Source organism: Pseudomonas sp. KB-10, assembly GCF_018221585.1.
In the GTDB taxonomy this organism is placed as follows: Bacteria; Pseudomonadota; Gammaproteobacteria; order Pseudomonadales; family Pseudomonadaceae; genus Aquipseudomonas; species Aquipseudomonas yangonensis.
This window is the reverse complement of sequence record NZ_QYYB01000002.1, coordinates 223,306-245,884: the sequence shown is the minus strand read 5'-3', so window position 1 is coordinate 245,884 and position 22,579 is coordinate 223,306. Positions and strand designations below refer to the sequence as shown.

Sequence of the window (22,579 nt, the reverse complement as noted above, 5' to 3'; positions counted from 1 at the left end):
TCAGGAACGCCCCGGATTTCATCCGGGCTACACATTCAGGTTCTACGCAAATGTGCTCCCCTCTCCCATTTATGGGAGAGGGGCTGGGGGAGAGGGCGGTAGCGCCGCGAGTCGCCTGTCTGTCTCGCTAGACGGAAACCCGTAGCCCGGATGCAATCCGGGGGCAGGCTCAAGAACGCCCCGGATTTCATCCGGGCTACACATCCAGGTTCTACGCAGTGTGCTCCCCTCTCCCATTCATGGGAGAGGGGCTAGGGGAGAGGGCGGTAGCGCCGCGAGTCATCTGCCTGTCTCGCTAGACGGAAACCCGTAGCCCGGATGCAATCCGGGGTCAGGCTCAGGGACGCCCCGGCTTTCCTCCGGGCTACGTACCCAAGCTCAGCGCAGCATCTGCTCGACCAGACGCTTCTCTTCGGAGAGTTCGCGCTGACGGGCATCGATGCGCGAGGCCAACTGGAAGTTGTTGCTGGCGCGGCGCTTGGCGAAGTCCAGTTGCTCGATGGCCTGGTTGTAATCGCCGACCAGGGCGAAGAACTCCGCGCGCGCCTGGTGCAGACCGATGGTGTTGCCGCTCAGGCCACGTACCTCGGCGACTTGATACCACACGTCCGGGTCCTTGGCTCGGGTTTTGAGCAGGTTGTCCAGGGCGCGCTCGGCTTCGGCGATGCGTTGCTGTTTGAGCAACAGGTCGACTTGCGTCTGCTGCAGCGGGTAGTTGCTCGGGTAGAGGCTGAACATGCGCTTCTGGCGGCGCTCGGCGGCATCCAGGCGGTTGGCCGCCATATCCAGCTCGATCTGCGCCAGGTTGTAGGTGATGTCGTCCGGGCTCTTGCTCAGTAGCGGGGCCAGGGTCTCGCCGGCCTCGGCGAGTTGGCCGGTTTTCATCTGTGCCAGCACCAGCCCATAGCGGGCTGCATCGAGGCCCGGGTTCTCGTCGAGCATGGCGCGGAAACGCTTGGCAGCGACGCCCGGTGTCTCCTCGTAGGTCAGTTGTACGCGTGCACGCATCAACTGGTAACGCAAGCTGTCCTCACGACCCTGGGCCGGATACTGTTCGGCGCGGTTGCGGGTATCGGCGATACGCGATTCCGAAACCGGGTGAGTCAGCAGGAATTCCGGCGGCTTGGCGTCGTAGCGGTACTGACGCATCAATCGCTCGAACATCATCGGCATCGCGCGTGGGTCGTATCCTGCCTTTTCCAGGTTGACCAGGCCAATACGGTCGGCCTCCTGCTCGTTCTGTCGGGAGAAGCGCCGTTGCTCCTGAATGGCCGCGGCCTGGGTCGACATGATGGTGGCGATACCGGCGTCGCCCGCACCTGCCGCCGCGGCGACGATGCCGGCGAGCATGGCGGCCATCAGCGGCAACTGCATGCGCTGCTGCGCCTCGACGCCACGGGCGAAATGGCGCTGCGACAAGTGCGCCAGTTCGTGCGCCATGACCGAGGCGTACTCGGCTTCGGTCTGAGCATAGAGGAACAAGCCGCCGTTGACCCCGACGATCCCGCCAGGGGCGGCGAAGGCGTTCAGTTGCGGGCTGTTGAGCAGGACGAATTCCAGGCGGCGATCCTGCAGCTGGCTGGTTTCTGCCAGGCGATAGACGCTGGACTCGACGAAGTCCTTGAGTTGCGGGTCGTCCAGTTGCGAAACCTGACCACGCAGCAGACCGAGCCAGGCGCGGCCTAGCTGGTGTTCTTGCTGCGGCGAGACGATCGAGGAGCTGGCGTCGCCAAGCGACGGCAGGTCACTGGCGCCGGTATGGGCGGCGAACAGGCAGGCCAGCGTCAGCAGGGTGGGGCGCAGAAAAGTCATGCACTCAGGGCTCTCGGGAGGCAAAGGCGTTACTGTAGCCGGCCAGACACCGCGCTGGCCAGGGTTGCGGCGGCTTGGGTATCCTAGCCGACTTATCAGGAGTAGATGATGACAGACGTACCGGCGTTCGATGCCGAACTCGATGCCTGCGGGCTGAACTGCCCGCTGCCGTTGCTCAAAGCCAAGCTCGAGCTCAATCGCCTGGCCAGCGGTGCCGTGCTCAAGGTCAGCGCCACCGATGCCGGCTCGCAGCGCGATTTTCGCGCCTTCGCCAGTCTCGCCGGGCATGCGCTGCTGCATGAAGAGGTCGACGCAGGTATTTATCGTTACTGGTTGCGTAAAGCCTGAACCATCCCCGTCACGCAGGCTAAAAGATAACGGGCGCGCCTCTTTTGCAGATTAAGGATTGTTGATGGTCAAGGTTATTCGCGACTGGCTGTACCGCTATTTCTCCGATGAGCAGGCCGTGGTGCTGGCGGTGCTGCTGGTGCTGGGCTTTGCCGTGGTGCTGACGCTCGGCGGGATGCTTGCGCCAGTGCTGACCGGCCTGGTGCTGGCCTTTCTCATGCAGGGCCTGGTCAACGGTCTGGAGCGTCTCAAGGTACCGCAGGTGTTGGCAGTCTGGCTGGTGTTCACCCTGTTCATGGGCGGCCTGACGGTATTTCTGCTGGTGCTGATGCCGCTGCTTTGGCAGCAGCTGAGCACCCTGTTCAACGAACTGCCGCGCATGGCGGCTGAATGGCAGTCGGTCTTCCTGCTGCTGCCTGAGCGTTACCCGAATCTGATTACCGATGCACAGGTGGTGCAACTGATCGACAGCATGCGCGGCGAAGCCGGCAAGTTTGGCCAGTGGGCGCTGTCGTTCTCCCTGTCCAGCCTGCCGGTGCTGGTCAGCGTGATGATCTACCTGGTGCTGGTGCCAATTCTGGTGTTCTTCTTCCTCAAGGACCGAGAGCAGATCGGCCAGTGGTTCCGCGGCTACCTGCCGCGCGAGCGCGCGCTGATCACTCAGGTGGCGCAGGAGATGAACCAGCAGATCGCCAACTACATTCGCGGCAAGTTCATCGAGATCATCATTTGCGGCGTGGTCACTTACATCGCCTTCGCCTACCTGGGCCTGAATTACGCCGCGCTGCTGGCCCTGCTGGTCGGCCTGTCGGTGGTGGTGCCCTACATCGGTGCGGTGGTGGTGACGGTGCCGGTGGCGCTGATCGGTCTGTTCCAGTGGGGCTGGAGCGACCAGTTCCTCTACCTGATGGTGATCTACGGCATCATCCAGGCACTCGACGGCAACGTGCTGGTGCCGCTGCTGTTCTCCGAGGCGGTCAACCTGCATCCGGTGGCGATCATCTGCGCGGTGCTGCTGTTCGGTGGGCTATGGGGGTTCTGGGGCGTGTTCTTCGCCATTCCGCTGGCCACCCTGTTCAAGGCCGTGATCAATGCCTGGCCGCGTACCGAGCTGGTGGCTATCGACTGAAAGGGACACGCAGATAGAAAGAAGGCCGCAAGCGCGGCCTTTTTCGATTGTGGCGAGGATCAGGCCTTGTTCAGGGCCTCGGCCGCTGCCAGCACCTTGTCGACATGGCCGGCGACCTTGATATTGCGCCATTCCTCGCGCAGCACGCCGTTCTTGTCTATGAGGAAGGTGCTGCGCACGATGCCCATGTATTCCTTGCCGTAGTTCTTCTTCAACTGATACACGCCGAACAGGTCGCACAGCTGGTGCTCTTCGTCGCTGATCAGCTCGAAGGGAAAGGCCTGCTTGCTTTTGAAACTCTCGTGCTTCTTCAGGCTGTCCATCGATACGCCGAAGATCAGCGTATTGGCTGCTTCGAACTGCTCGAAGCGAGCGCTGAAATCCATACCTTCAGTGGTGCAGCCCGGCGTGGCGTCCTTCGGGTAGAAGTACAGCACCACCTGCTTGCCCTTGAGGTCGGACAGCTTTACCTGCTGACCACTGGTGGCCTGGGCCTGGAAGTCGGCAACGGGTTTGTCGAGTTCAACGGACATGGAGACTCCTTCATTCAGGGGTTGTCAGCGATCTAGCGCTAGAACCATGCAATACCGATGGCGGCCCCGCAGAAACAGGTGAGGCCCGGTCGGGATCGCGTACGCCTTTACGAGCGGTAAATGAGCCGAACCTGTTTCTAACGCAGCAGGGCCGACGCGCAGCAGATCGTCATGGATTCTGCGGGCGCCAGGGTTCGATCAAGGCATCGAGATTAAGCGCATCGGCAAAATCCAGAAACTGATCGCGCAGCCAGCTGATTTGCGTGCCGGCCGGCAGCGTCACGGTCAGGGTGGCGTTGAGCATGGTGCCGCCGGTCTGTGGCGCCTGGTAGGTATCGCAGGTCAGGCTCTCCAGCTCGACGCGGTGATCGATGAAGAACTGGCACAGTTCGTTGAGGATATCCGGGCGGTAAACGGCGCTGACGTAGGCCACGTAAGGCAGCGCCTGCGGGCGTACCTCCGCGGCGGCGCTGCGCACCAGATCCACGGTGAAGTCGTGCTTCTTGGCCAGCAGCGGCAGGCTCGACTCCAGGCGCGCCAGTGCATCCCAACTGCCGGACACCTGCAGCACCAGAGCGCTGAACTCTCCATGGCGGCTCAAGCGGGTGCTGATCACCGCGCAACGGTTCTCGTGGCTGGTGCGGCTGAGCAGGTTGGTCAGGGCCATGGCATCGCGGCCGAGAGCGCTGATAACGAGGAATTGTTCGCGAACGGGGGGGGTGGACATGCAGCCTTCCTAAAGCGATGAACGGTCCGCGCATGAGCAGCCGCAGACCAAAGGCAGCAGGTTAGCGAAAAGCACCGCCGAGGGGAATGGCGGACCCTGGTGCATCGGACGACGGCCAGCACGTATAACGGGCCGTTGCTTGTGCCGGACTGGTGGCACCAGTACCATTACGGCTCAATTTTTCCGGCAGGAGCGGTTGCATGATTGCGGGCAGTATGGTGGCACTGGTCACGCCCATGGATGCGCAGGGTGGTCTGGATTGGGAGGCCCTGAGCAAATTGGTGGATTTCCACCTGCAGGAGGGCACCAATGCCATCGTCGCGGTCGGCACCACCGGTGAGTCCGCCACGCTGGACGTGGGTGAACACATCGAAGTGATCAAGCGTGTGGTCAAGCAGGTCGCCGGCCGCATTCCGGTGATCGCCGGTACCGGTGGCAACTCCACTCGCGAGTCGGTCGAGCTGACCCGTGCCGCCCAGGAGGTTGGCGCCGACGCTGCCCTGCTGGTGACCCCGTACTACAACAAGCCGACCCAGGAAGGCCTGTACCTGCACTTCCGCCACATTGCCGAAGCCGTGTCCATCCCGCAGATCCTCTACAACGTGCCGGGTCGTACCGTGTGCGACATGCTGCCGGAGACCGTCGAGCGCCTGTCGAAGATCGACAACATCATCGGTATCAAGGAAGCCACCGGCGACCTGCAGCGCGCCCAGGAAGTGCTGGATCGCGTCAGCAAGGATTTCCTCGTCTACTCCGGTGACGACGCCACCGCCGTTGAACTCATGCTGCTGGGCGGCAAGGGCAACATCTCGGTTACCGCCAACGTTGCGCCGCGCGCCATGAGCGACCTGTGCGCTGCTGCCATGCGTGGCGAGGCTGCCATCGCCCGCGCCATCAATGACCGTCTGATGCCGTTGCACAAGGCCCTGTTCCTCGAATCCAATCCGATTCCGGTGAAATGGGCGCTGCACGAAATGGGCTTGATGGGCGACGGTATCCGCCTGCCGCTGACCTGGCTCAGCCCGCGCTGTCACGAACCGCTGCGCCAGGCCATGCGCCAGTGCGGTGTATTGGCTTAACTCAAGGACTTTACGCATGAAGCGACTGGCCGGATTCTCCGCCCTTGCTCTGATCGTCTCCAGCACCAGCGGTTGCGGCTGGCTCTGGGGTGAAAATGGCTACTTCCGTGATCGCGGCAGCGACTACCTGGAAGCGCGCCAGACTGCACCGATGCAATTGCCGGCCGACGTCCAGGCCAAGCGCCTCGATCCGCTGCTGCCTGTGCCTGCACAGATTGCCAGTACCACCGCCACTCCTGCCGAATTCGAAGTGCCGCGCCCGCAAGGCCTGCAGGTACGTGCCGACGAGCGTGAGTTCAGCTTGCAGCGCAGCGGCGATTCGCGCTGGGTGGTGGCTCAGCGCGTGCCGGCCGAAGTCTGGCCGCTGGCGCGTCAGTTCTTCGAAGACAATGGCTTCCGTATCGCCAACGAGCGTCCGCAGGTCGGTGAGTTCACCACCTCCTGGCAGCGTTTCGACGAGCTCTCCGCTGGTATGGCGCGCCGTTTGAGCAGCCGTGTTTCCGGCGTTGCGCCGGATGCCGAAACCCGCGTGCGTGTGCGCATCGAACCGGGCGTGCAGCGCAACACCAGCGAAATTTTCGTCACCAGTGCCGAGCGTCCTGCCGGTAGTGCGGCCGAGGTCGATTTCGCATCGCGTAGCGGCAACGCCAGTCTGGAAGCGGCGCTGCTCGACGAAATGCTGGTGAGCATGGCCCGCGGCGTGGAGCAGGGCGGTTCCGTATCGCTGCTGGCCGCGCGCGACTTCGACGCCCCCAGCCGCGTCAGCCTGAGCGAAGACGGCAACGGTAACCCGGTGCTCAACCTGGGCGCCGATTTCGACCGTGCCTGGTCCGGTGTCGGTCGCTCGCTGGAGCTTGGTGACGTGCGCGTCGACGACCTCAACCGCAGCCTCGGCCTGTACTACATCAACCTGGCCGAAGGTGCTCAGGTCAACGAGAAGAAGCCCGGCTTCTTCGGCCGCATGTTCGGCAGCGCGCCGAGCAAGGAAGAGATCGAAGCCCGTGCCGAGCGCTACCAGGTGCGTCTGACCCCGGTGGGCGATGGCGTGCAGGTCACTTTGGAAAAAGACCTCAACACCGTCGCTCCGGCCGATGTATCGCGCCGCGTGCTGAGCCTGATCCAGGATAATCTCGGCTGATCAGCGCACAGCGCTCCAGCCGCTAATCGATGGGCGAAACCCCGCAAAGGTTTCGCCTGTTTTGTTTGCCAGAAACGGAAATGCCGACATGAGCACACCCACCACCCTGAGCCTGAAGAAAATCTACTCGGGCAAGGTCCGCGACCTCTACGAAATCGACGACAAGCGCATGCTGATGGTGGCCACCGATCGTCTGTCGGCATTCGACGTCATCCTCGAACAACCGATCCCGGAAAAGGGCAAGATCCTCACCGCCATCTCCAATTTCTGGTTCGACAAGCTGGCTGGCGTAGTGCCCAACCACTTCACCGGTGACAAGGTCGAGGACGTCGTATCGGCTGCCGAGCTGCCGCTGGTCGAAGGCCGCGCGGTCGTCGCCAAGCGCCTAAAGCCGGTCGCCGTGGAAGCCATCGTGCGCGGCTATATCGTCGGCTCTGGTTGGAAGGAATACCAGAAGAGCGGCACCGTCTGCGGCATCGCCCTGCCGGCAGGCCTGAAAGAAGCGGCCAAACTGCCGCAACCGATCTTCACGCCTTCGACCAAGGCCGCCGTGGGCGATCATGACGAGAACATCAGCTTCGAGCAGTGCGAAGCCATCATCGGCGCCGAACTGGCCGCCCAGGTGCGTGACACGGCGATCAAGCTGTACACCACGGCAGTCGAGTACGCCGCTACCCGCGGCATCATCATCGCCGACACCAAATTCGAATTCGGCCTGGACGAAGACGGCACCCTGACCCTGATGGACGAAGTGCTGACCCCGGACTCCAGCCGCTTCTGGCCCGCCGACAGCTATGCAGAGGGCAGCAATCCGCCGAGCTTCGACAAGCAGTTCGTGCGTGACTGGCTGGAGTCCACCGGCTGGAACAAACAACCCCCGGCCCCGGCAGTTCCGGCAGATGTCGCGCAGAAGACCGCCGACAAGTATCGCGAAGCGCTGACCCGTCTGACCGCCTGAGCCCCGCCGGAGAAGACCGGGCATATCCCGGCCTTTTCACAAGCGCCTGATAGAACAAGAAAATTTTTCAAAATAAGCTTCGCCAAAGCGCATTCAGCTGTTATCATGCGCGCCGCTTGGGAAGATGCCGGAGTGGTCGAACGGGACGGATTCGAAATCCGTTGTGTCAGCAATGGCACCTAGGGTTCAAATCCCTATCTTCCCGCCATATCTCAAGCCTAAGCCCCTGAAGCTCCCAGAGCTTCGGGGGCTTTTGCTATCTGCGGCATGCAAGGTGTCGAAGAGTCACCCGGAGTCTTGGCACGGCGAGTGGCGAAATCAGCTTCTACATCATCATTGGAGCGGCCACTACCAGCCTCCACCGATCCCCTGGCAGCAGCGACCTTGCGGTACACGAATTCATCATGCTCTTTGGCCTGTTGCTACGGGCAAATGACGTCGCAGTTCGGGCTCAAGCTGAACCGGCTCTTTGGCCAGGGCCGTCATCTATCAGACAGTCGTAGCCACAACGTAAATAGGTTGTGTGCATGAAGGACGCGACATCATCTGACAGATTGCGGAACAAGTCTCAGTTGATGAATTTGTTTGCCCTGTCAAATCTATGGATGGCGCGCTGGTATTTCCTGACTACCGCACGAGAGGTGTATCTGTAATACGGGAAATGGTTGCCGCGGGGGCCTGCGGCGACTAAAAACTCAGAAATGTGCGCGCGACCTGATCGACTTTTCTGATCGGTTGGCCGCGTTCGAAAATTGGCAGAGACCGGAAATTCAGGGCTAATTCAGACCATTCCTAGCATCTAGCGGTGCGTGATAGGCCTTCCTTCACGTTTTATCCAGATCATTTTCGCCGCGGTCGGGTTGATTGGGCTTCCGCTAAAGGTAGGAAGAGCGCTTTGCAGTAACTGCTCATAGATATCTTCCTTGCGAATGGTTCCGTTGGCTGATTTCCGGCTGAGATTGAACTCATTGATCAACGATCTCAGATCTCGCTCATGCATGAGTGTGCACGGGTCAATTGCTTTCATGTAGAGGCTCTTGCCATTTTGGCTGAGAGACACTAGCAGCTTGCCGTCGGGACGCGACTTGAATGCAACTTCATGCCCAGGGAAACTTTCGTTCAAACAACGGATAGCGTGTTCCATGACGAGTGAACTCCATAATTCTGGTTCGAGTCCAATGGCAGGATTTATGCCAGGCTGCGTCGATTGTTCAGGCCCTGGATTTTCTGGCTTTGCCTGGGTTTCGACCGCTGGTGAGGAGTGCAAAATGCATGAGCAGGCATAACGCTATCGTGCAAGCTGCGGCTCTTGATTACCGCGGGGTGATCTGATGTTGCCATCGATACCAGCTGACCTGACGCACTTCGGCGCTGTAATAATGCTTGGCGCTGTTTTTAAGAGATTTACTTTTGACACCAATCTGCCTTGGTATCCTTTTATTGCGTTCGCGAAACTTCGACGGACGAAGTTTGAGGGATGAGGCTGGGTGTAATCAGGTGGGGGGCGAGGCCCCATTCTCAATTGTCGATCATGAGTTGCGGCGATCTGCACCGCACCGGCGTTAGTCCTGCTGGAGTAAGTCATATCTTATGTCACAGCAAAAAGCCCCGGATCGCATAGCGATCCGGGGCTTTGTTTCTCGGCTGGGGAGCGCTTCGGGCTTCGCGATCGCTCTCCCGCCTCAGATAGTGTTCAGATCAGAAGCCTGATGCCGCTCGGGCACTTGTTCCGATTCATCGCCCCAGGTGCGGTTGACCCGCCGGCCGCGTTGCACGGCCTCGCGCTCGGCGATTTCTTCGGCCCAGCGCATAACGTGCGGGTATTCGTGAACGGCCAGGAATTCAGCGGCCGAGTAGACGTTGTTTCTCACCAGTTCGCCATACCAGGGCCATACGGCGATATCGGCGATGGTGTAAGTATCGCCGGCCAGATAGCGGTTATTGGCGAGCCGCTGGTTGAGGACGTCGAGCTGGCGCTTGGCTTCCATGGTGAAGCGGTTGATGGCGTATTCGAACTTTTCTGGGGCGTAGACGTAAAAGTGCCCGAAACCGCCCCCCAGGTAGGGCGCCGAGCCCATTTGCCAGAACAGCCAGTTGAGGGTTTCGGTACGACCTGCCGGGTCTTTGGGCAGGAAGGCGTCGAATTTTTCCGCCAGGTAAAGCAGGATCGAACCTGACTCGAAGACACGGATGGGTTTATCCGTGCTGCGGTCGAGCAGGGCGGGGATTTTCGAGTTCGGGTTTACGCCAACGAACCCGCTGGAAAACTGATCACCTTCGCTGATGCGAATGAGCCAGGCGTCGTATTCGGCGCCCTCATGGCCCTGCGCGAGCAGTTCCTCCAGAAGGATGGTCACCTTCACGCCATTGGGTGTCGCCATGGAATAGAGCTGCAATGGATGCTTGCCGACCGGTAACTCCTTGTCATGGGTCGCGCCTGCAACCGGACGGTTGATTTTGAAGAACTGGCCGCCGGATGCCTCCAGGTGTTGCCAGACCTTCGGCGGTACGTAGGTGGATTGAGTCATCGATGCCTCGCTTGTCGACATGTGAAGGGTGCAGTCGCAACCAAGGCTATCCGGATTGCGCCCGAGATTTGAATGCCTTTCGTGCATTTGGATTATCGGCTTGGTTGATAGTGCCTGCCGGTATCGATATCAGCGTTGCAGTTGCTACGCAGAAAAAGTGGTAGACGTTCGTCCTGATCTGCTTCAGATTCGTTTCGCGCGCAGCTGTTGCTGGGCTTTGCGTTGTACCGAGCAGGCTTCGAGAGTCGCTGAACAGGTCTCACCTTGATACTTGGCAAAACGCCACTGCCTGATCTACTCTCCGATCACCGGGCTAACGAAGTGGCCAACAGGCAGGATGCCGACCCCACACACTTCGTTAGCTCGGTGTTCATTGTTTCCGCTGGCTGATACGAGGCGAGCGGAAACGACAAAGCCCTCCAAAAGAGGGCTTTGTCGTTTGTGCGAGTCGCATTGCGCGACTCGCGCTTGAAAAATTCTCCAACCCCTACCTTAGTCGTCGTGGCTATCTAGCCCAGGCGATACCTGGCGATTTGCCGTGTCTTGCCTGGGCGCCTCAATCGGTGCGTTGCAGGTGCGGCTTGTCCGCGCGGTGTGCGATCAGATGCTCGGGTAGGTCGAGCAGGTCGGTGTCGTAGCTCTCCAGCGGTGGCGGGCGGCGTTCGAAGCGGGCGCCCAGCACCAGCAGACAGGGCGTGAGCAGCAGGGTCAGCACCGTGGCAAAGGCCAGGCCGCCGGCGATGGCGCTCGACAGTTGCGTCCACCACTGCGTCGAGGGCGCCCCGAAGCCGAGGCTTGGTGTCACCAGGTCGACATTGATGCTGAGCACCATGGGCATCAGGCCGAGGATGGTGGTCACTGCCGTGAGCAGCACCGGGCGCAGGCGCAGGCTGCCGGTTTCCAGCGCCGCCTCGCGCGGCTCCAGGCCCTGGCGGCGCAACTGGTTGTAGGTGTCGATCAGAATGATGTTGTTGTTCACCACGATGCCGGCCAGGGCGATCAGGCCCATGCCCACCATGACGATGCCGAACGACTGGCCGTTGACCAGCAGGCCCATCAGCACGCCGGCGGTGGACAGGACGATGGCCGACAGCACCAGCGCCGCCTGGTACAGGCTGTTGAACTGGGTCACCAGGATGATCGCCATGAGGAAGATGGCGACAACGAAGGCGGTCATCAGGAAGGTGGCCGCTTCACGCTGGTCGGCATCTTCCCCTGCGAATTTCACCTTGACCTCGGCCGGAACCTCGCCGAGCGTTTCGCGTAGTGCCTTGAGGCGTTCATCCAGGCGTGCACCTTCGGCCAGGTCGGCCTGCAGGGTGATGGTGCGGTCGCCGTCGACGCGGCGCAGGGTGCCGACCTTGGGCGCGGGTTGCAGGTCGACGAAGTTGCTCAGCGGCACCTGACCTGATGGTGTATTGAGTGTCAGGCGGCCGAGCTGATCGAGCGAACGCCAATTGCCGGGCAGACGCACGCGGATGTCGACTTCGTCAGTGGCATCCTCGGGCCGGTACGTGGCCAGCTTCAGGCCGTTGGTGATCATCTGCACCGCGTTGCCGACGCTGAGCACGTCGGCGCCGAAGCGCGCGGCGGCCTCGCGATCGACCTTGATGCGCCACTCGATGCCGGGCAGGGCACGGTCGTCTTCGATGTCGACGAAGCCGCCGAGGTTCTGCATCTCGCCGCGAATACGTTCGACCCATTGCTCGCTCAATGCAGGGTCCAGCGAGCTGATCTGCAGCTTCACCGGCTTGCCGTCGGTGGGCCCCTGTTCCTGCTTGCGGAACTCCAGGAGGACGCCGGGAATGCCGGCGGTGCGCTGGCTCATTTCGGCAAGAATGTCCTTGGCCGGCCGGCGTTGGTGCCAGTCGACGAACTGGAACTGCAATGTGCCGATCACGTCGGCGCCGAGTTGGCCTTGCTGGCCTTCCGGCTGGGCCAGGGAGCGCGCATACAGCGCCTTGACCTCACGCATGCCGAGCACCTGCTTCTCCACCTGCTGGAGCAGGCTGTCCTTCTCCTGTACCGACAGATCGCCACGGGCGCGTAGCCAAATCTGCGCGCTTTCCGGCTCGACGTCGGGGAAGAATTCCACGCCATGGTTGAAGCGCCCGTAGCCGACGTAGATCAGGGCGATCAGCGCCAGCATGCCGAGCAGGGTCAGGCCCGGGCGCTTGAGCAGGGTAGCCAGCAGATTGCGGTAGGCGTTGCCGGCGCGGTTGGCGGTGGGCGCTTGTGGACGTGCCTGGCCGCCGGTGACGGCGCCGAGCACGGGTAGAAAGACCAGCGCCATGGCCAGCGATGCCAGCAGGCAGAGAATCACGGTGGCCGGCAGGTACTTCATGAACTGGCCGACCACGCCTGGCCAGAACAGCAGAGGCAGGAACACCACGAGGGTGGTGGCGGTGGAGGCGATCACCGGCCAGGCCATCCGTGTGGCAGCGTTGGCCCAGGCCTGACGAGGCGGCTGGCCCTGTTGCAGGTAGCGGTCGGCCAGTTCGGAGACGACGATGGCGCCGTCCACCAGCATGCCGGCTACCAGGATCAGGCTGAACAGTACGACGATATTGAGGGTGAAGCCGAGCATCCAGATCAGCAGGATGCCGGTCAGGAAGGCGCCGGGAATGGTCAGGCCGACCAGCAGCGCCGAGCGCATGCCCATGCTCGCCACCACCAGGATCAGCACCAGAACGATGGCGGTCAGCACGTTGTTGAGGAGATCGCCGAGCATGCCCTGCACCTCCTGCGACTGATCCATGATGTAGCTGACTTCAACGCCCGGCGGCAGCAGGGGCCCCGCCTGTTCCATCAGCGCCTTGACCTGGTCGATGGTCTCGATGATGTTGGCGCCGCTGCGTTTGGCTACTTCCAGCACGATGGCCGGCTGGCCGTTGATGCGAGCGAAACCGGTGGGGTCCTTGAAGGTGCGACGGATGGTGGCGACGTCGGCGAAGGTGACCACGCTGTCGCCGACCACCTTGATCGGCATGCGCATCACGTCTTCGAGGTCTTCGATGACGCCGGGCACCTTCATGCTCATGCGCCCGGCGCCGGTATCCAGGCTGCCGGCAGCGACCAGGCGGTTGTTGCGGCTGACCAGGTTGAACAGCTCGTTGTAGTCGATCCCGTAGCTGTCCAGCACCTGCGGGTCGACGACGATTTCCAGCAGGTCTTCGCGGTCGCCACCGATCTCCACCGACAACACCTCGGCGATGCCTTCGATGTTCTCCTTCAGGCGCCTGGCGATGTACACCAGCTCGTTCTCGGCGATCGGCCCGGAAAGGCCCACCGACAGCACCGGGAACAGCGCCACGTTGACTTCGGTGACGGTCGGCTCGTCGGCCTCCTCAGGCAGTTTGCTGCGTGCGGTGTCGACCTTCTCGCGTACATCGGCCAGCGCCACCTTGGCATCGAAGCCGGCGTCGAATTCGAGAATCACCGAGGCGTGACCCTCGCTGGACATCGAGCGCATTTCCTTGACGCCCTCCAGGCTGCGCAGCTCCTGTTCCAGCGGGCGTACCAGCAGGCGCTCGCCGTCTTCCGGGCTGATGCCTTCGAGGGTCACCGAGACATAGATCATCGGGATGGTGACGTCGGGGTTGGACTCCTTGGGCATGGCGATGTAGGCCACCAGCCCGCCGCAGAGCAGGAATAGCAGGATGAGGATGGTGGTGCGGCTGCGGTCGAGGGCAGCGGCGATCAGTGCGTGCATCTCAGCTGCCCTCGGCAAGTTGCGTGCGCACCTGCTGGCCGGGCTGGACGAAGCCCTGGCCGAGGGTGATCAGCGCCACCTTCGGCGGCAGGCCGCTGACCCAGGCGCCCTGGTTGTCGACGCTGATCAGCTCGACCGGCGTGAACTGCACACGCTGCGCATCGTTGACCCACTTGACGCCATGACGGCCGTTTTCATCCAGGCTGAGCAGGGCAGGGGACAGGCGATGAGCCATGGCTTCGCCGGTCTGGATATGCAGCGTGGCGCTGGCCCCGGCCAGACGCAGGCCGTCCGGGTTGTCCACCTTGACCTCGATGCGGAAGCTGCGCGAGCCCGGGTCGGCTGCGGCGGCGATGAAGTGCAGTTCGCCCTGCAGCGTGCGGCCGTCGAGCAGTTCCACCTTCACCGGCTGGCCCAGCTCGAGCTGGGTCACCTGTTGCTGGGCGATCTGCGCGCTGACCTTGAGGCGGTCGATGTCCACCAGGGTCAACAGGCTCTGGCCGGGTTGGACGAAGTCTCCCAGCTCGACCATGCGCTGGTCGTAAATGCCGGCGAACGGCGCCCTGATCTTGGTGTTGCGTTGCTGCAGGCGGGCGCTGTCGAGTTCGGCGCGTGCCTTGGCCAGCTCGCTTTCCAGGCGCATCAGTTCGTTGGCCGATACCAGGCTGCGCTCACGCAGGCGTTTGGCCGCGGTGACGTCGCTTTGCCGTTGCCGGACATCGGCCTCGCTGCGTGCGACCTGCGCCGGACGGTCGTCCGGCGAGAGGCTGAGCAGCAACTGATCGGCGGCGACACGGTTGCCCTTGTCCTGATCCAGGTTCTGCACGCTGCCGCTGACCTGGGCGCGCAGTTCCACGCGGCGCCAGGCCTCGATCTGGCCCTGCACCACATGCTGGCGCTGCATGGGCTGCGCTTCCAGCCAGGTCACCTCGACCCGCGCCAGTTCGGCGCTCGTGGCCGGTTTATCGGGCTCGGCCTGTACCTCGTCGCGTGCGACGAAGCGGTCGCCGCTGAGCAGCCAGAGCAGCAGCACGATGGCGATGACGACGGCGATGATCCAGGGACGTTTGCTGAGTTGCGCGAACATGGCGATGGCTTACTCGTTGTTGGCGGGCGCTGCCAGCAGCGCGGCGGCCTGGCCCTGCAGGCCGGCGATGATGAAGTCGGTAACGCGGTCGAAGTACGCGCTGAGCTCGATGTACTCGGCCCAGTGCGCGAAACCGCCGGAGGCAATGCGCGCCATGACACCATTGACGCAGGCCTCCACACCCCACAGCAGATGCTGGCAGTGCACAGGGGAGAGCTGCAGATCGCGGAAGCTGCTCTGCAGCAGGCCGCTGAACAGGTTCATGTACTGGCCTTCGAGCTCGATGAACTGCTCGCGGTAGGGTGGCTCCAGGCGCTCCTGAAATGCCGGGCGGTCACATAGCAGGCAAAGCTGCGCCTGCAGCGGGTCGGCCTGCAGCAATTCAAAGGCGCGGTGAATCACTCGGCGCATGGCCTCTTGCTCAGGTGCGCTGTGGGCGATTTCCTGCAGCTCGGCCAGGTGTTGGCGTGAGCAGTCCAGGACAAGGCGCGCATAGAGCGCTTCCTTGCTGGTGAAGTGTTTGTACACGGTGCCTTTGCCGATACCCGCGTGACGCGCCACGTCGGCGATGGTGACCCGATCCCAGGATTGTTCCTGAAACAGCAGGCGAGCGGATTGGAGCAGGGCGTTTTCCCGTTGCTGGAAGAGTTGATCCTGATAGCGCATGGGTATTCCGCGGCAAGTTGTGACCGGCGGTCATGCTATGACTGTTGGTCACGATGCGGCAAGCGGGGAGTTGTAACAAGGCAATTGCGGGTTGCCACCTAGGCTGAGGGCTGCGCCAGGTGCGAGGTGCCTACAGCAGCGTCACGGGGCCAAGCATGCTGACAGCCCAAAAAATTTCGCTGGGCTGACAGCTGCCTCACGGCGGCGCTTAGCGTGCCACGCTGACACCTTCGAGGCTGGCGAAGGAGGTGTCCTTGGCGGTCAGCAGGAAATCACGCATGAAGGGCGCGTCGAGCATGTCGCTGCGGATCGCTGCATACAGCGTGCAGTACAAACCTTTCTCGCCCAGGCGCTTGGCGCTGACGTAGCCGCGCGAGCTGTATTCGTGAAGCGCCCAGTTGGGCAGGCCGCATACGCCACGACCGCTGGCGACCAGCTGCATCATCATGACCGTCAGCTCGGAAGTGCGCACCTGCGCCGGCTCGACATCGGCCGGTTCGAGGAAGCGGGTGAAGATGTCCAGGCGGTCGCGCTCGATGGGGTAGGTGATCAGGGTTTCCCTGGCCAGATCCTCGGGCTGGATATAGGCCTTGGACGCCAGGCGATGCTGATTGGCGACCGCCAGCTGGGCTTCGTAGGTGAACAGCGGTACGTAGGTGATGCCTGCCAGTTCGATGGGGTCGGAAGTCACCACCAGGTCCAGGTCCCCACGGGCCAGCGCCGGCAGCGGGGCGAAGGAGAAGCCCGAGGCCAGGTCCAGCTCCACTTCCGGCCAGGCATCGCGGAACTGGTCGATGGTCGGCATCAGCCACTGAAAGCAGCTGTGGCATTCGATCGCCATGTGCAGGCGCCCGGCAGTGCCGCCGGCCAGGCGTGCCAGGTCGCGTTCTGCGCTGCGCAGCAGGGGCAGGGTGGCGTCGGCTAGTTGCAGCAGGCGCAGGCCGGCACTGGTGAAACGCACCGGTTTGGTCTTGCGCACGAACAGCTGCAGGCCGAGGCGTTCTTCCAGCTCCTTGAACTGATGCGACAGCGCCGACTGGGTCAGGTGCAGGCGCTCGGCCGCTTCGACCAGGCTGTCGGTTTCGCGCAGGGCGTGCAGGGTTTTCAGGTGACGTAGCTCGAGCATGGCGGGTCTCTGCGAAGGTTTCACTCATCCAGTTTCGGTGCTGGATGAAAATGCTTCATACAGCCTACATGAGTAAATCTTTAGATCAAGACGAAAATCTTGAGTTTGTCTCACTCATGGCCGATGCCGAGAATGGCGCCATCTCGATTTAGTATGGAGCGTTAAGTCATGGCCCTGTCCCATTCCCTCGGTTTCCCGCGCATCGGTCGCGACCGCGAACTGAAAAAAGCGCTCGAAGCGCATTGGCGAGGTGAGCTGGATGAAACCGGGCTGCGCGCGGTCGGCCAGCGTCTGCGCGCCGAGCACTGGCAGTTGCAGAAAGACGCCGGCATCGACCTGCTGCCGGTGGGCGACTTTGCCTGGTACGACCAGGTGCTTGGCCATTCGCTGGCCTTCGGCGTGATTCCCGAGCGTTTTCGCCCGGCCGGCGGCAAGCCGACGTTGGAGACGCTGTTCGCCATGGCCCGTGGGGCCGTTGCAAACAAGAGCAGCGGCAACTGCTGTGGCGCTCATGCGCAGGAGCTGACCAAGTGGTTCGATACCAACTATCACTACCTGGTACCGGAATTCGGCGTTGATCAGCAGTTCGCCCTGAGCTGGGAGCAGTTGTTCGAGGAAGTGGAGGAGGCGCACGCCCTTGGCCACCAGGTCAAACCGGTGCTGATCGGCCCGCTGACCTATTTATGGCTGGGCAAGGCCAAAGGCGCCGACTTCGACCGGCTGGAGCTGCTCGAGCGCCTGTTACCGGTGTATGGCGAAATTCTCCAGCGCCTGGCTGCGCAAGGTGTGGAGTGGGTGCAGATCGACGAGCCGATCCTGGTGCTGGACCTGTCGCAGGACTGGAAGAATGCCTTCGAGCGCGCCTACAACCTGATTCAGCGTGAACCCTGCAAGAAGCTGATCGCCACCTATTTCGGTGGCCTGGAAGACAACCTCGGTCTGGCCGCCAATCTGCCGGTGGATGGCCTGCATATCGATCTGGTGCGGGCGCCGGAGCAGTATCCGACCATTCTCGACCGTCTGCCGGCTTATAAAGTGTTGTCGCTGGGTCTGGTCAATGGCCGCAACGTCTGGCGCTGCGATCTGGACAAGGCCCTCGAAGTGTTGCGTCACGCTCACGAACGTCTGGGCGAGCGCTTGTGGGTGGCGCCGTCCTGCTCACTGCTGCATAGCCCGGTGGACCTGGCGCGTGAAGATCAGCTCGACGCCGAACTGAAGAGCTGGCTCGCCTTTGCCGTGCAGAAGTGCCAGGAGGTCGCCGTGCTCGGCAGGGCACTGGAGGCGCCGGACGACGCCGCTGTGCAGGCTGCGCTGGAAGCCAGCCGTACGGTACAGGCCGCACGTGCTGCATCGACGCGCATTCACAAGCCTGAGGTGCAGGCGCGTCTGGCAGCGATCCTGCCGCGTCATGCCCAGCGCCAATCGCCATTTGCCGAGCGTATCGGCAAACAGCGCGAGCGCCTGCAGTTGCCGGTGCTGCCGACTACCAGCATCGGCTCCTTCCCGCAGACTTCGGCCATTCGCCTGGCACGCCAGGCGTTCAAGCAGGGCAAGCTCGGCGCCGCCGATTACCTTGAGGCTATGCACGGCGAAATACGTGAAGCCATACGGACCCAGGAACGCCTCGGCCTGGATGTGCTGGTGCACGGCGAGGCCGAGCGCAACGACATGGTCGAGTACTTCGCCGAGCAGCTCGACGGCTACGCCTTCACCCGCTTCGGCTGGGTGCAGAGCTATGGTTCGCGCTGCGTCAAACCGGCAGTGATCGTCGGCGATCTGAGTCGCCCGCAGGCCATGAGCGTGGAGTGGATTCGCTATGCCCAAAGTCTGACCGACAAGGTAGTGAAGGGCATGCTGACCGGCCCGGTGACCATGCTGATGTGGTCCTTCCCGCGCGAGGACGTTGCCCGCGAAGTACAGGCCAGGCAACTGGCGCTGGCGATTCGCGACGAGGTGATGGATCTGGAGGCGGCGGGCATCAAGATCATCCAGATCGACGAGGCCGCGTTTCGCGAGGGGCTGCCGCTGCGTCGGGCCGCCTGGCAGCATTACCTGGACTGGGCCACCGAAGCCTTCCGCCTGACCGCCAGCGGCGTGCGTGACGAAACCCAGATCCACACTCATATGTGCTACAGCGAGTTCAACGATGTGATCGAGGCCATCGCGGCGATGGATGCCGACGTGATCACCATCGAGACGTCGCGTTCGGATATGGAGTTGCTGGAGGCCTTCGAGCGCTTCGATTATCCCAACGAGATTGGCCCAGGCGTCTACGACATCCACTCGCCACGGGTGCCGGACAGCGTCGAGATAGCCAACCTGGTGCGCAAGGCGGTGCGGCGTATCCCGCTGGAGCGTCTCTGGGTCAACCCCGATTGCGGCCTGAAAACCCGCGCCTGGCCGGAGACCGAGGCAGCGCTGGTGAACATGGTCGCGGCGGCCAGGCAGTTGCGTGCCGAGCTGGCCTGATGCTCCAGGTCGTCGCGGCTAAAGCCCCTCCTACAGTAAGGAGGGGCGTTCGCAATGCTCTGGATCGCACCTCTGGTCAGCATCCGGACAACCGTTCGTCCTCCTTCATTAAACTGTCATGCTTGTGTGGCAGCGCCGTCGAATGACTTTCACCAGAATCGCGTTCCAGTGGGGTTCTGCGTTTCTGGTGTTTTCATGCGTGCATTCATCTTTGTGGTCGCAATGCTTTGCGGCCTGCCGTCTTTTGCGGCCAACCGTTGTGATCTTTCCGAGCCGACCCGGTATGCCGATGTGGGCGACGTACGCCTGGCCTATCAGAGCGTCGGCAGCGAGCGCGACCCCGCTCTGCTACTGGTCATGGGCCTGGGTGGGCAGTTGATCCATTGGCCTGACGAGGTGGTCGAGCGCCTTTGCCAGCAGGGCTTTCGCGTGGTGCGTTTCGACAATCGCGATGTGGGGCTGAGTACCTGGCGCAAGCCCGCGCCGAGCATCAATCTGCCTTATGAAGTGCTGCGCTACCGGCTGGGCCTCTCGCTCGGCGCGCCTTATCACCTGCGTGACATGGCCGGCGATGCCCTGGGATTGATGGACAGCCTCGGGGTCGATGCCTTCCACGTGCTGGGCGCGAGCATGGGCGGCATGATCGCCCAGCACCTGGCCGATCTGGCGCCGCAGCGCGTGCTCAGCCTGACGCTGGTGATGACCAGCTCAGGTGCGCAAGGCTTGCCAGCGCCAAGCGATGCCCTGGTTGCCCTGTTGGCACGACGTGAGGCCGGTAGTCGCGAGGCCGCTCTGCAGCAGCAGGCCGATCTGCTCGCGGCGCTCGGCAGTCCTTCAGTACATGATGATCGCGCCTTGCTTCTGCATCAGGCCGAAGTGGCCTATGACCGTGCCTTCAATCCCGAAGGCGTGCAGCGGCAGTTGCTGGCGATTCTCGCCGAGTCGAGCCGGGTCGAACTGCTCAATCGCCTGAAAGTGCCGACGCTGGTGGTGCACGGCACCGCCGACCCGCTCCTGCCGGTGATGCACGGCGTGCATGTAGCCGCGCATATCAAGGGCGCCGAACTCAAGCTGATTCCGGGGCTTGCGCATCGTTTTCAGGACGCCTTCAAGGAGCCACTGCTGGCCGCCGTGTTGCCGCATCTTGCGGCGCACCGGGAGGATCTGGGGTTGGCGCGTTTGTAGTTCACAACTCCTGGTTGTGCTTGATCGCTTCGCGGCGCTGCAGGTTATCGATGTGCTCGCTGCTGTGGCGCAGCAGCTTCTCGGCCATGGCCATGCGCTCGATGTAGCGGGTGATGCTTTGCTCGGCATCGTGGCGGGAGAGGAAGGGGCCTTCCAGCGTGCCTTCGCGGGTGGCGAAAAAGTACTGACCATTGACGGCGCTGAGCCGTGAACTGCGGTAATGCGTACCCGGTTGCGGGTCGGCGGTACGTTGGCCGAACATGGCGAAAGCTCCATCTGTGGGGCTGGATGGTCTGAGTTTAATGCAAGCGAAGCGGTGCGCATGGCAAAGCGATAGATGGTTTCTTTTGTCGGCCTTTTAGCGTCTTTTGGCCGATTTTATGGATTTTTGGCGCCGGTCGATTGTCAGGTTGTGCGCGCCTGGCGGTACAGTTGTGCCCGACTACCGGGCTTAACTGTTGCTGTGTCGGTGTCCTGACCTCTCCTAGAATGGTCTGCTGCGGTCGACATGTCCTGTTGGCCGCCTGCCTGAGGTCGTCATGCACATTTCCTCCGGCCGTTGGATGTACGGCCTGCTACTTGCCCTGGTCACATCGGTGCTATGGGGCATCCTGCCAATCAAACTCAAAGAAGTTCTCCAGGTAATGGATCCGGTCACGGTCACCTGGTACCGCCTGGCGGTCGCCGGTTCGCTGTTGCTGGCCTATCTCGCCGCGAGCCGCCGCCTGCCGAGCTTTCGCCCGCTCGGGCGCAAGGGTGGCTGGCTGCTGGCGCTGGCCATCGGCGGGCTGACCTCCAACTACGTGTTGTATCTGGTCGGGCTCAATCTGCTCAGCCCCGGTACCACGCAACTGGTGATCCAGGTGGCGCCGATCCTGTTGCTGATCAGCAGCCTGTTTGTCTTTCGCGAACGCTTCAGTCTGGGCCAGGCGCTTGGCCTGATAGTGATGTTGCTGGGCTTCGGCCTGTTCTTCAATCAGCGCCTGGGTGAGTTGCTGACTTCGCTCACCGCTTACACCACCGGCGTCCTGACCGTGCTGGCTGCTGCCTTCGTCTGGACTTTCTACGGTCTGGCGCAGAAGCAACTGCTGACCTCGTGGAGTTCGGTGCAGGTGATGATGGTCATCTACCTGGCCTGCGCACTCCTGCTGACGCCCTGGGCGCATCCCTTGCAAGTGCTGGAGCTGAGCCCGCTACAAGGGTGGCTGCTGCTGGCCTGCTGCCTGAATACCCTGGTGGCTTATGGCGCCTTCGCTGAGGCGTTGGCGCACTGGGAGGCTTCAAGAGTGAGCGCGACCCTGGCGCTGACTCCGCTGGTGACCTTCGTCTCCGTGGCCCTGGCCTCGACCTGGTGGCCGGACCACGTGCTACCCGAGCAGGTCAACTGGATCGCTTACGCAGGCGCTGTGGTCGTCGTGCTCGGCTCGGCGCTAACCGCCCTTGGCCCATCGCTCATGGAGGCCCTGCGAGCACTCAGGGCCAGGCGGCAGGTCGGGATCTAATCCAGCGGCAACTCGGTGGTGCGTTTGACCTCGCTCATGGCGATGTGCGAGTGCGCTTCATGTACGTGTGGGCGCTGCAGCAGGTGATCGCGCAGGAAGCGCTCGTAATCGCCTATGTCCTTGGCCACCACCTTGAGCAGGTAGTCCGAGCCGCCGGCCATGCTGTAGCACTCCAGCACCTGCGGGTAGCCGACCACGGCCTGTTCGAACTCGTCCAGATTGCCGCGACCATGGGCCGACAGCTTGATGTCGACGAACACCGTGATGCCGAATCCCAGGCGCTTGTGGTTGAGCAGGGCGACCTTGCGCTCGATCAGGCCTTCTTCCTGCATCCGATGAATACGCCGCCAACAGGGCGATTGTGACAGCTCGACTTTCTCGGCGACCTCGGCTGCAGAGAGGTCGGCATCGTGTTGCAGCAGGCGGAGAATCCGCCTGTCGATGGGGCTGAGCTTGTCCTGCATGATTGTTTCCATTTTCTTGTGATTGTTGGAAGGATCATGCGAAGTATTGTCTCTGCTGCCCAAAAATAGAAAGAAAAAAGCGGAACCCTCCGGTCATGATTTAGGTAAATCCACGG

19 protein-coding genes and 1 tRNA gene are annotated in these 22,579 nt (G+C 62.3%); 9 read left to right on the top strand and 11 right to left on the bottom strand.

Annotated features, from left to right (window positions below):
- Nucleotides 1-378: 378 nt before the first annotated feature.
- Entirely contained in the window at nucleotides 379-1,812 is a 1,434-nt protein-coding gene (locus DXK50_RS06110) for a M48 family metalloprotease (RefSeq protein ID WP_212629689.1), read from the bottom strand.
- A 108-nt stretch (nucleotides 1,813-1,920) separates the two neighbouring features.
- On the opposite strand from DXK50_RS06110, the gene DXK50_RS06105 reads away from it, so the two are divergent.
- Both DXK50_RS06105 and DXK50_RS06100 read left to right on the top strand, forming a co-directional pair.
- Complete coding sequence (locus tag DXK50_RS06105; protein WP_013716292.1) at nucleotides 1,921-2,160, top strand: sulfurtransferase TusA family protein; 240 nt, start codon at nucleotides 1,921-1,923, stop codon at nucleotides 2,158-2,160.
- Nucleotides 2,161-2,224: 64 nt separating this feature from the next.
- Nucleotides 2,225-3,289 (top strand): AI-2E family transporter, encoded by a 1,065-nt coding sequence (locus DXK50_RS06100; protein ID WP_161866923.1) that lies wholly within the window; start codon nucleotides 2,225-2,227, stop codon nucleotides 3,287-3,289.
- A gap of 59 nt (nucleotides 3,290-3,348) precedes the next feature.
- Here the strand turns inward: DXK50_RS06100 and DXK50_RS06095 are convergent, their stop codons facing one another.
- Entirely contained in the window at nucleotides 3,349-3,822 is a 474-nt protein-coding gene (locus tag DXK50_RS06095; RefSeq protein WP_212629688.1) for a peroxiredoxin, read from the bottom strand.
- Between the two features lie 169 nt (nucleotides 3,823-3,991).
- Nucleotides 3,992-4,549, bottom strand: coding sequence for a glycine cleavage system transcriptional repressor (locus DXK50_RS06090; protein ID WP_024308787.1), 558 nt, complete (start codon nucleotides 4,547-4,549; stop codon nucleotides 3,992-3,994).
- A 200-nt stretch (nucleotides 4,550-4,749) separates the two neighbouring features.
- On the opposite strand from DXK50_RS06090, the gene dapA reads away from it, so the two are divergent.
- From dapA to DXK50_RS06070, 4 genes are all read left to right on the top strand, one after another.
- Nucleotides 4,750-5,628: a 4-hydroxy-tetrahydrodipicolinate synthase gene (gene dapA / locus DXK50_RS06085; protein ID WP_024308786.1), complete on the top strand. Its 879-nt coding sequence runs from the start codon at nucleotides 4,750-4,752 to the stop codon at nucleotides 5,626-5,628.
- A gap of 16 nt (nucleotides 5,629-5,644) precedes the next feature.
- Nucleotides 5,645-6,766 (top strand): outer membrane protein assembly factor BamC, encoded by a 1,122-nt coding sequence (gene bamC, locus DXK50_RS06080; protein ID WP_212629687.1) that lies wholly within the window; start codon nucleotides 5,645-5,647, stop codon nucleotides 6,764-6,766.
- Between the two features lie 88 nt (nucleotides 6,767-6,854).
- Complete coding sequence (locus DXK50_RS06075) at nucleotides 6,855-7,724, top strand: phosphoribosylaminoimidazolesuccinocarboxamide synthase (RefSeq protein ID WP_161866920.1); 870 nt, start codon at nucleotides 6,855-6,857, stop codon at nucleotides 7,722-7,724.
- A 118-nt stretch (nucleotides 7,725-7,842) separates the two neighbouring features.
- A tRNA-Ser gene (locus DXK50_RS06070) sits at nucleotides 7,843-7,932 on the top strand.
- A 591-nt stretch (nucleotides 7,933-8,523) separates the two neighbouring features.
- Here DXK50_RS06070 and DXK50_RS06065 read toward each other — a convergent pair.
- From DXK50_RS06065 to metR, 6 genes are all read right to left on the bottom strand, one after another.
- A complete protein-coding gene (locus DXK50_RS06065; protein ID WP_212629686.1) occupies nucleotides 8,524-8,868 on the bottom strand; it encodes a hypothetical protein in 345 nt (114 codons plus the stop codon).
- A gap of 538 nt (nucleotides 8,869-9,406) precedes the next feature.
- Nucleotides 9,407-10,252, bottom strand: coding sequence for a glutathione-dependent disulfide-bond oxidoreductase (gene yghU / locus DXK50_RS06060; RefSeq protein WP_212629685.1), 846 nt, complete (start codon nucleotides 10,250-10,252; stop codon nucleotides 9,407-9,409).
- Between the two features lie 556 nt (nucleotides 10,253-10,808).
- Nucleotides 10,809-13,964: an efflux RND transporter permease subunit gene (locus DXK50_RS06055; RefSeq protein ID WP_212629684.1), complete on the bottom strand. Its 3,156-nt coding sequence runs from the start codon at nucleotides 13,962-13,964 to the stop codon at nucleotides 10,809-10,811.
- 1 nt (nucleotide 13,965) lies between these two features.
- The gene (locus DXK50_RS06050) at nucleotides 13,966-15,051 is read right to left on the bottom strand and encodes an efflux RND transporter periplasmic adaptor subunit (RefSeq protein WP_212629683.1); all 1,086 of its coding nucleotides are present in this window, start codon (nucleotides 15,049-15,051) and stop codon (nucleotides 13,966-13,968) included.
- A gap of 9 nt (nucleotides 15,052-15,060) precedes the next feature.
- A complete protein-coding gene (locus tag DXK50_RS06045) occupies nucleotides 15,061-15,717 on the bottom strand; it encodes a TetR/AcrR family transcriptional regulator (RefSeq protein WP_212629682.1) in 657 nt (218 codons plus the stop codon).
- 208 nt (nucleotides 15,718-15,925) lie between these two features.
- Nucleotides 15,926-16,843 (bottom strand): transcriptional regulator MetR, encoded by a 918-nt coding sequence (metR, locus tag DXK50_RS06040; protein WP_024308780.1) that lies wholly within the window; start codon nucleotides 16,841-16,843, stop codon nucleotides 15,926-15,928.
- Nucleotides 16,844-17,011: 168 nt separating this feature from the next.
- On the opposite strand from metR, the gene metE reads away from it, so the two are divergent.
- Both metE and DXK50_RS06030 read left to right on the top strand, forming a co-directional pair.
- A complete protein-coding gene (gene metE / locus DXK50_RS06035) occupies nucleotides 17,012-19,312 on the top strand; it encodes a 5-methyltetrahydropteroyltriglutamate--homocysteine S-methyltransferase (RefSeq protein WP_212629681.1) in 2,301 nt (766 codons plus the stop codon).
- A 195-nt stretch (nucleotides 19,313-19,507) separates the two neighbouring features.
- Nucleotides 19,508-20,497, top strand: a complete 990-nt coding sequence (locus tag DXK50_RS06030; RefSeq protein ID WP_212629680.1) for an alpha/beta fold hydrolase — start codon at nucleotides 19,508-19,510, stop codon at nucleotides 20,495-20,497.
- A gap of 1 nt (nucleotide 20,498) precedes the next feature.
- Here the strand turns inward: DXK50_RS06030 and DXK50_RS06025 are convergent, their stop codons facing one another.
- A complete protein-coding gene (locus tag DXK50_RS06025; protein WP_024308777.1) occupies nucleotides 20,499-20,759 on the bottom strand; it encodes a DUF6316 family protein in 261 nt (86 codons plus the stop codon).
- Nucleotides 20,760-21,036: 277 nt separating this feature from the next.
- Between DXK50_RS06025 and DXK50_RS06020 the strand changes: the two genes are divergently transcribed.
- Nucleotides 21,037-21,999, top strand: a complete 963-nt coding sequence (locus tag DXK50_RS06020) for a DMT family transporter (RefSeq protein WP_212629679.1) — start codon at nucleotides 21,037-21,039, stop codon at nucleotides 21,997-21,999.
- Here DXK50_RS06020 and DXK50_RS06015 read toward each other — a convergent pair.
- Nucleotides 21,996-22,463 carry an Lrp/AsnC family transcriptional regulator gene (locus DXK50_RS06015; protein WP_024308775.1) on the bottom strand — a complete coding sequence of 156 codons (468 nt, stop codon included), beginning with the start codon at nucleotides 22,461-22,463 and terminating at the stop codon, nucleotides 21,996-21,998. The two genes, DXK50_RS06020 and DXK50_RS06015, sit on opposite strands and share 4 nt — an antisense overlap.
- Nucleotides 22,464-22,579 lie beyond the last annotated feature (116 nt).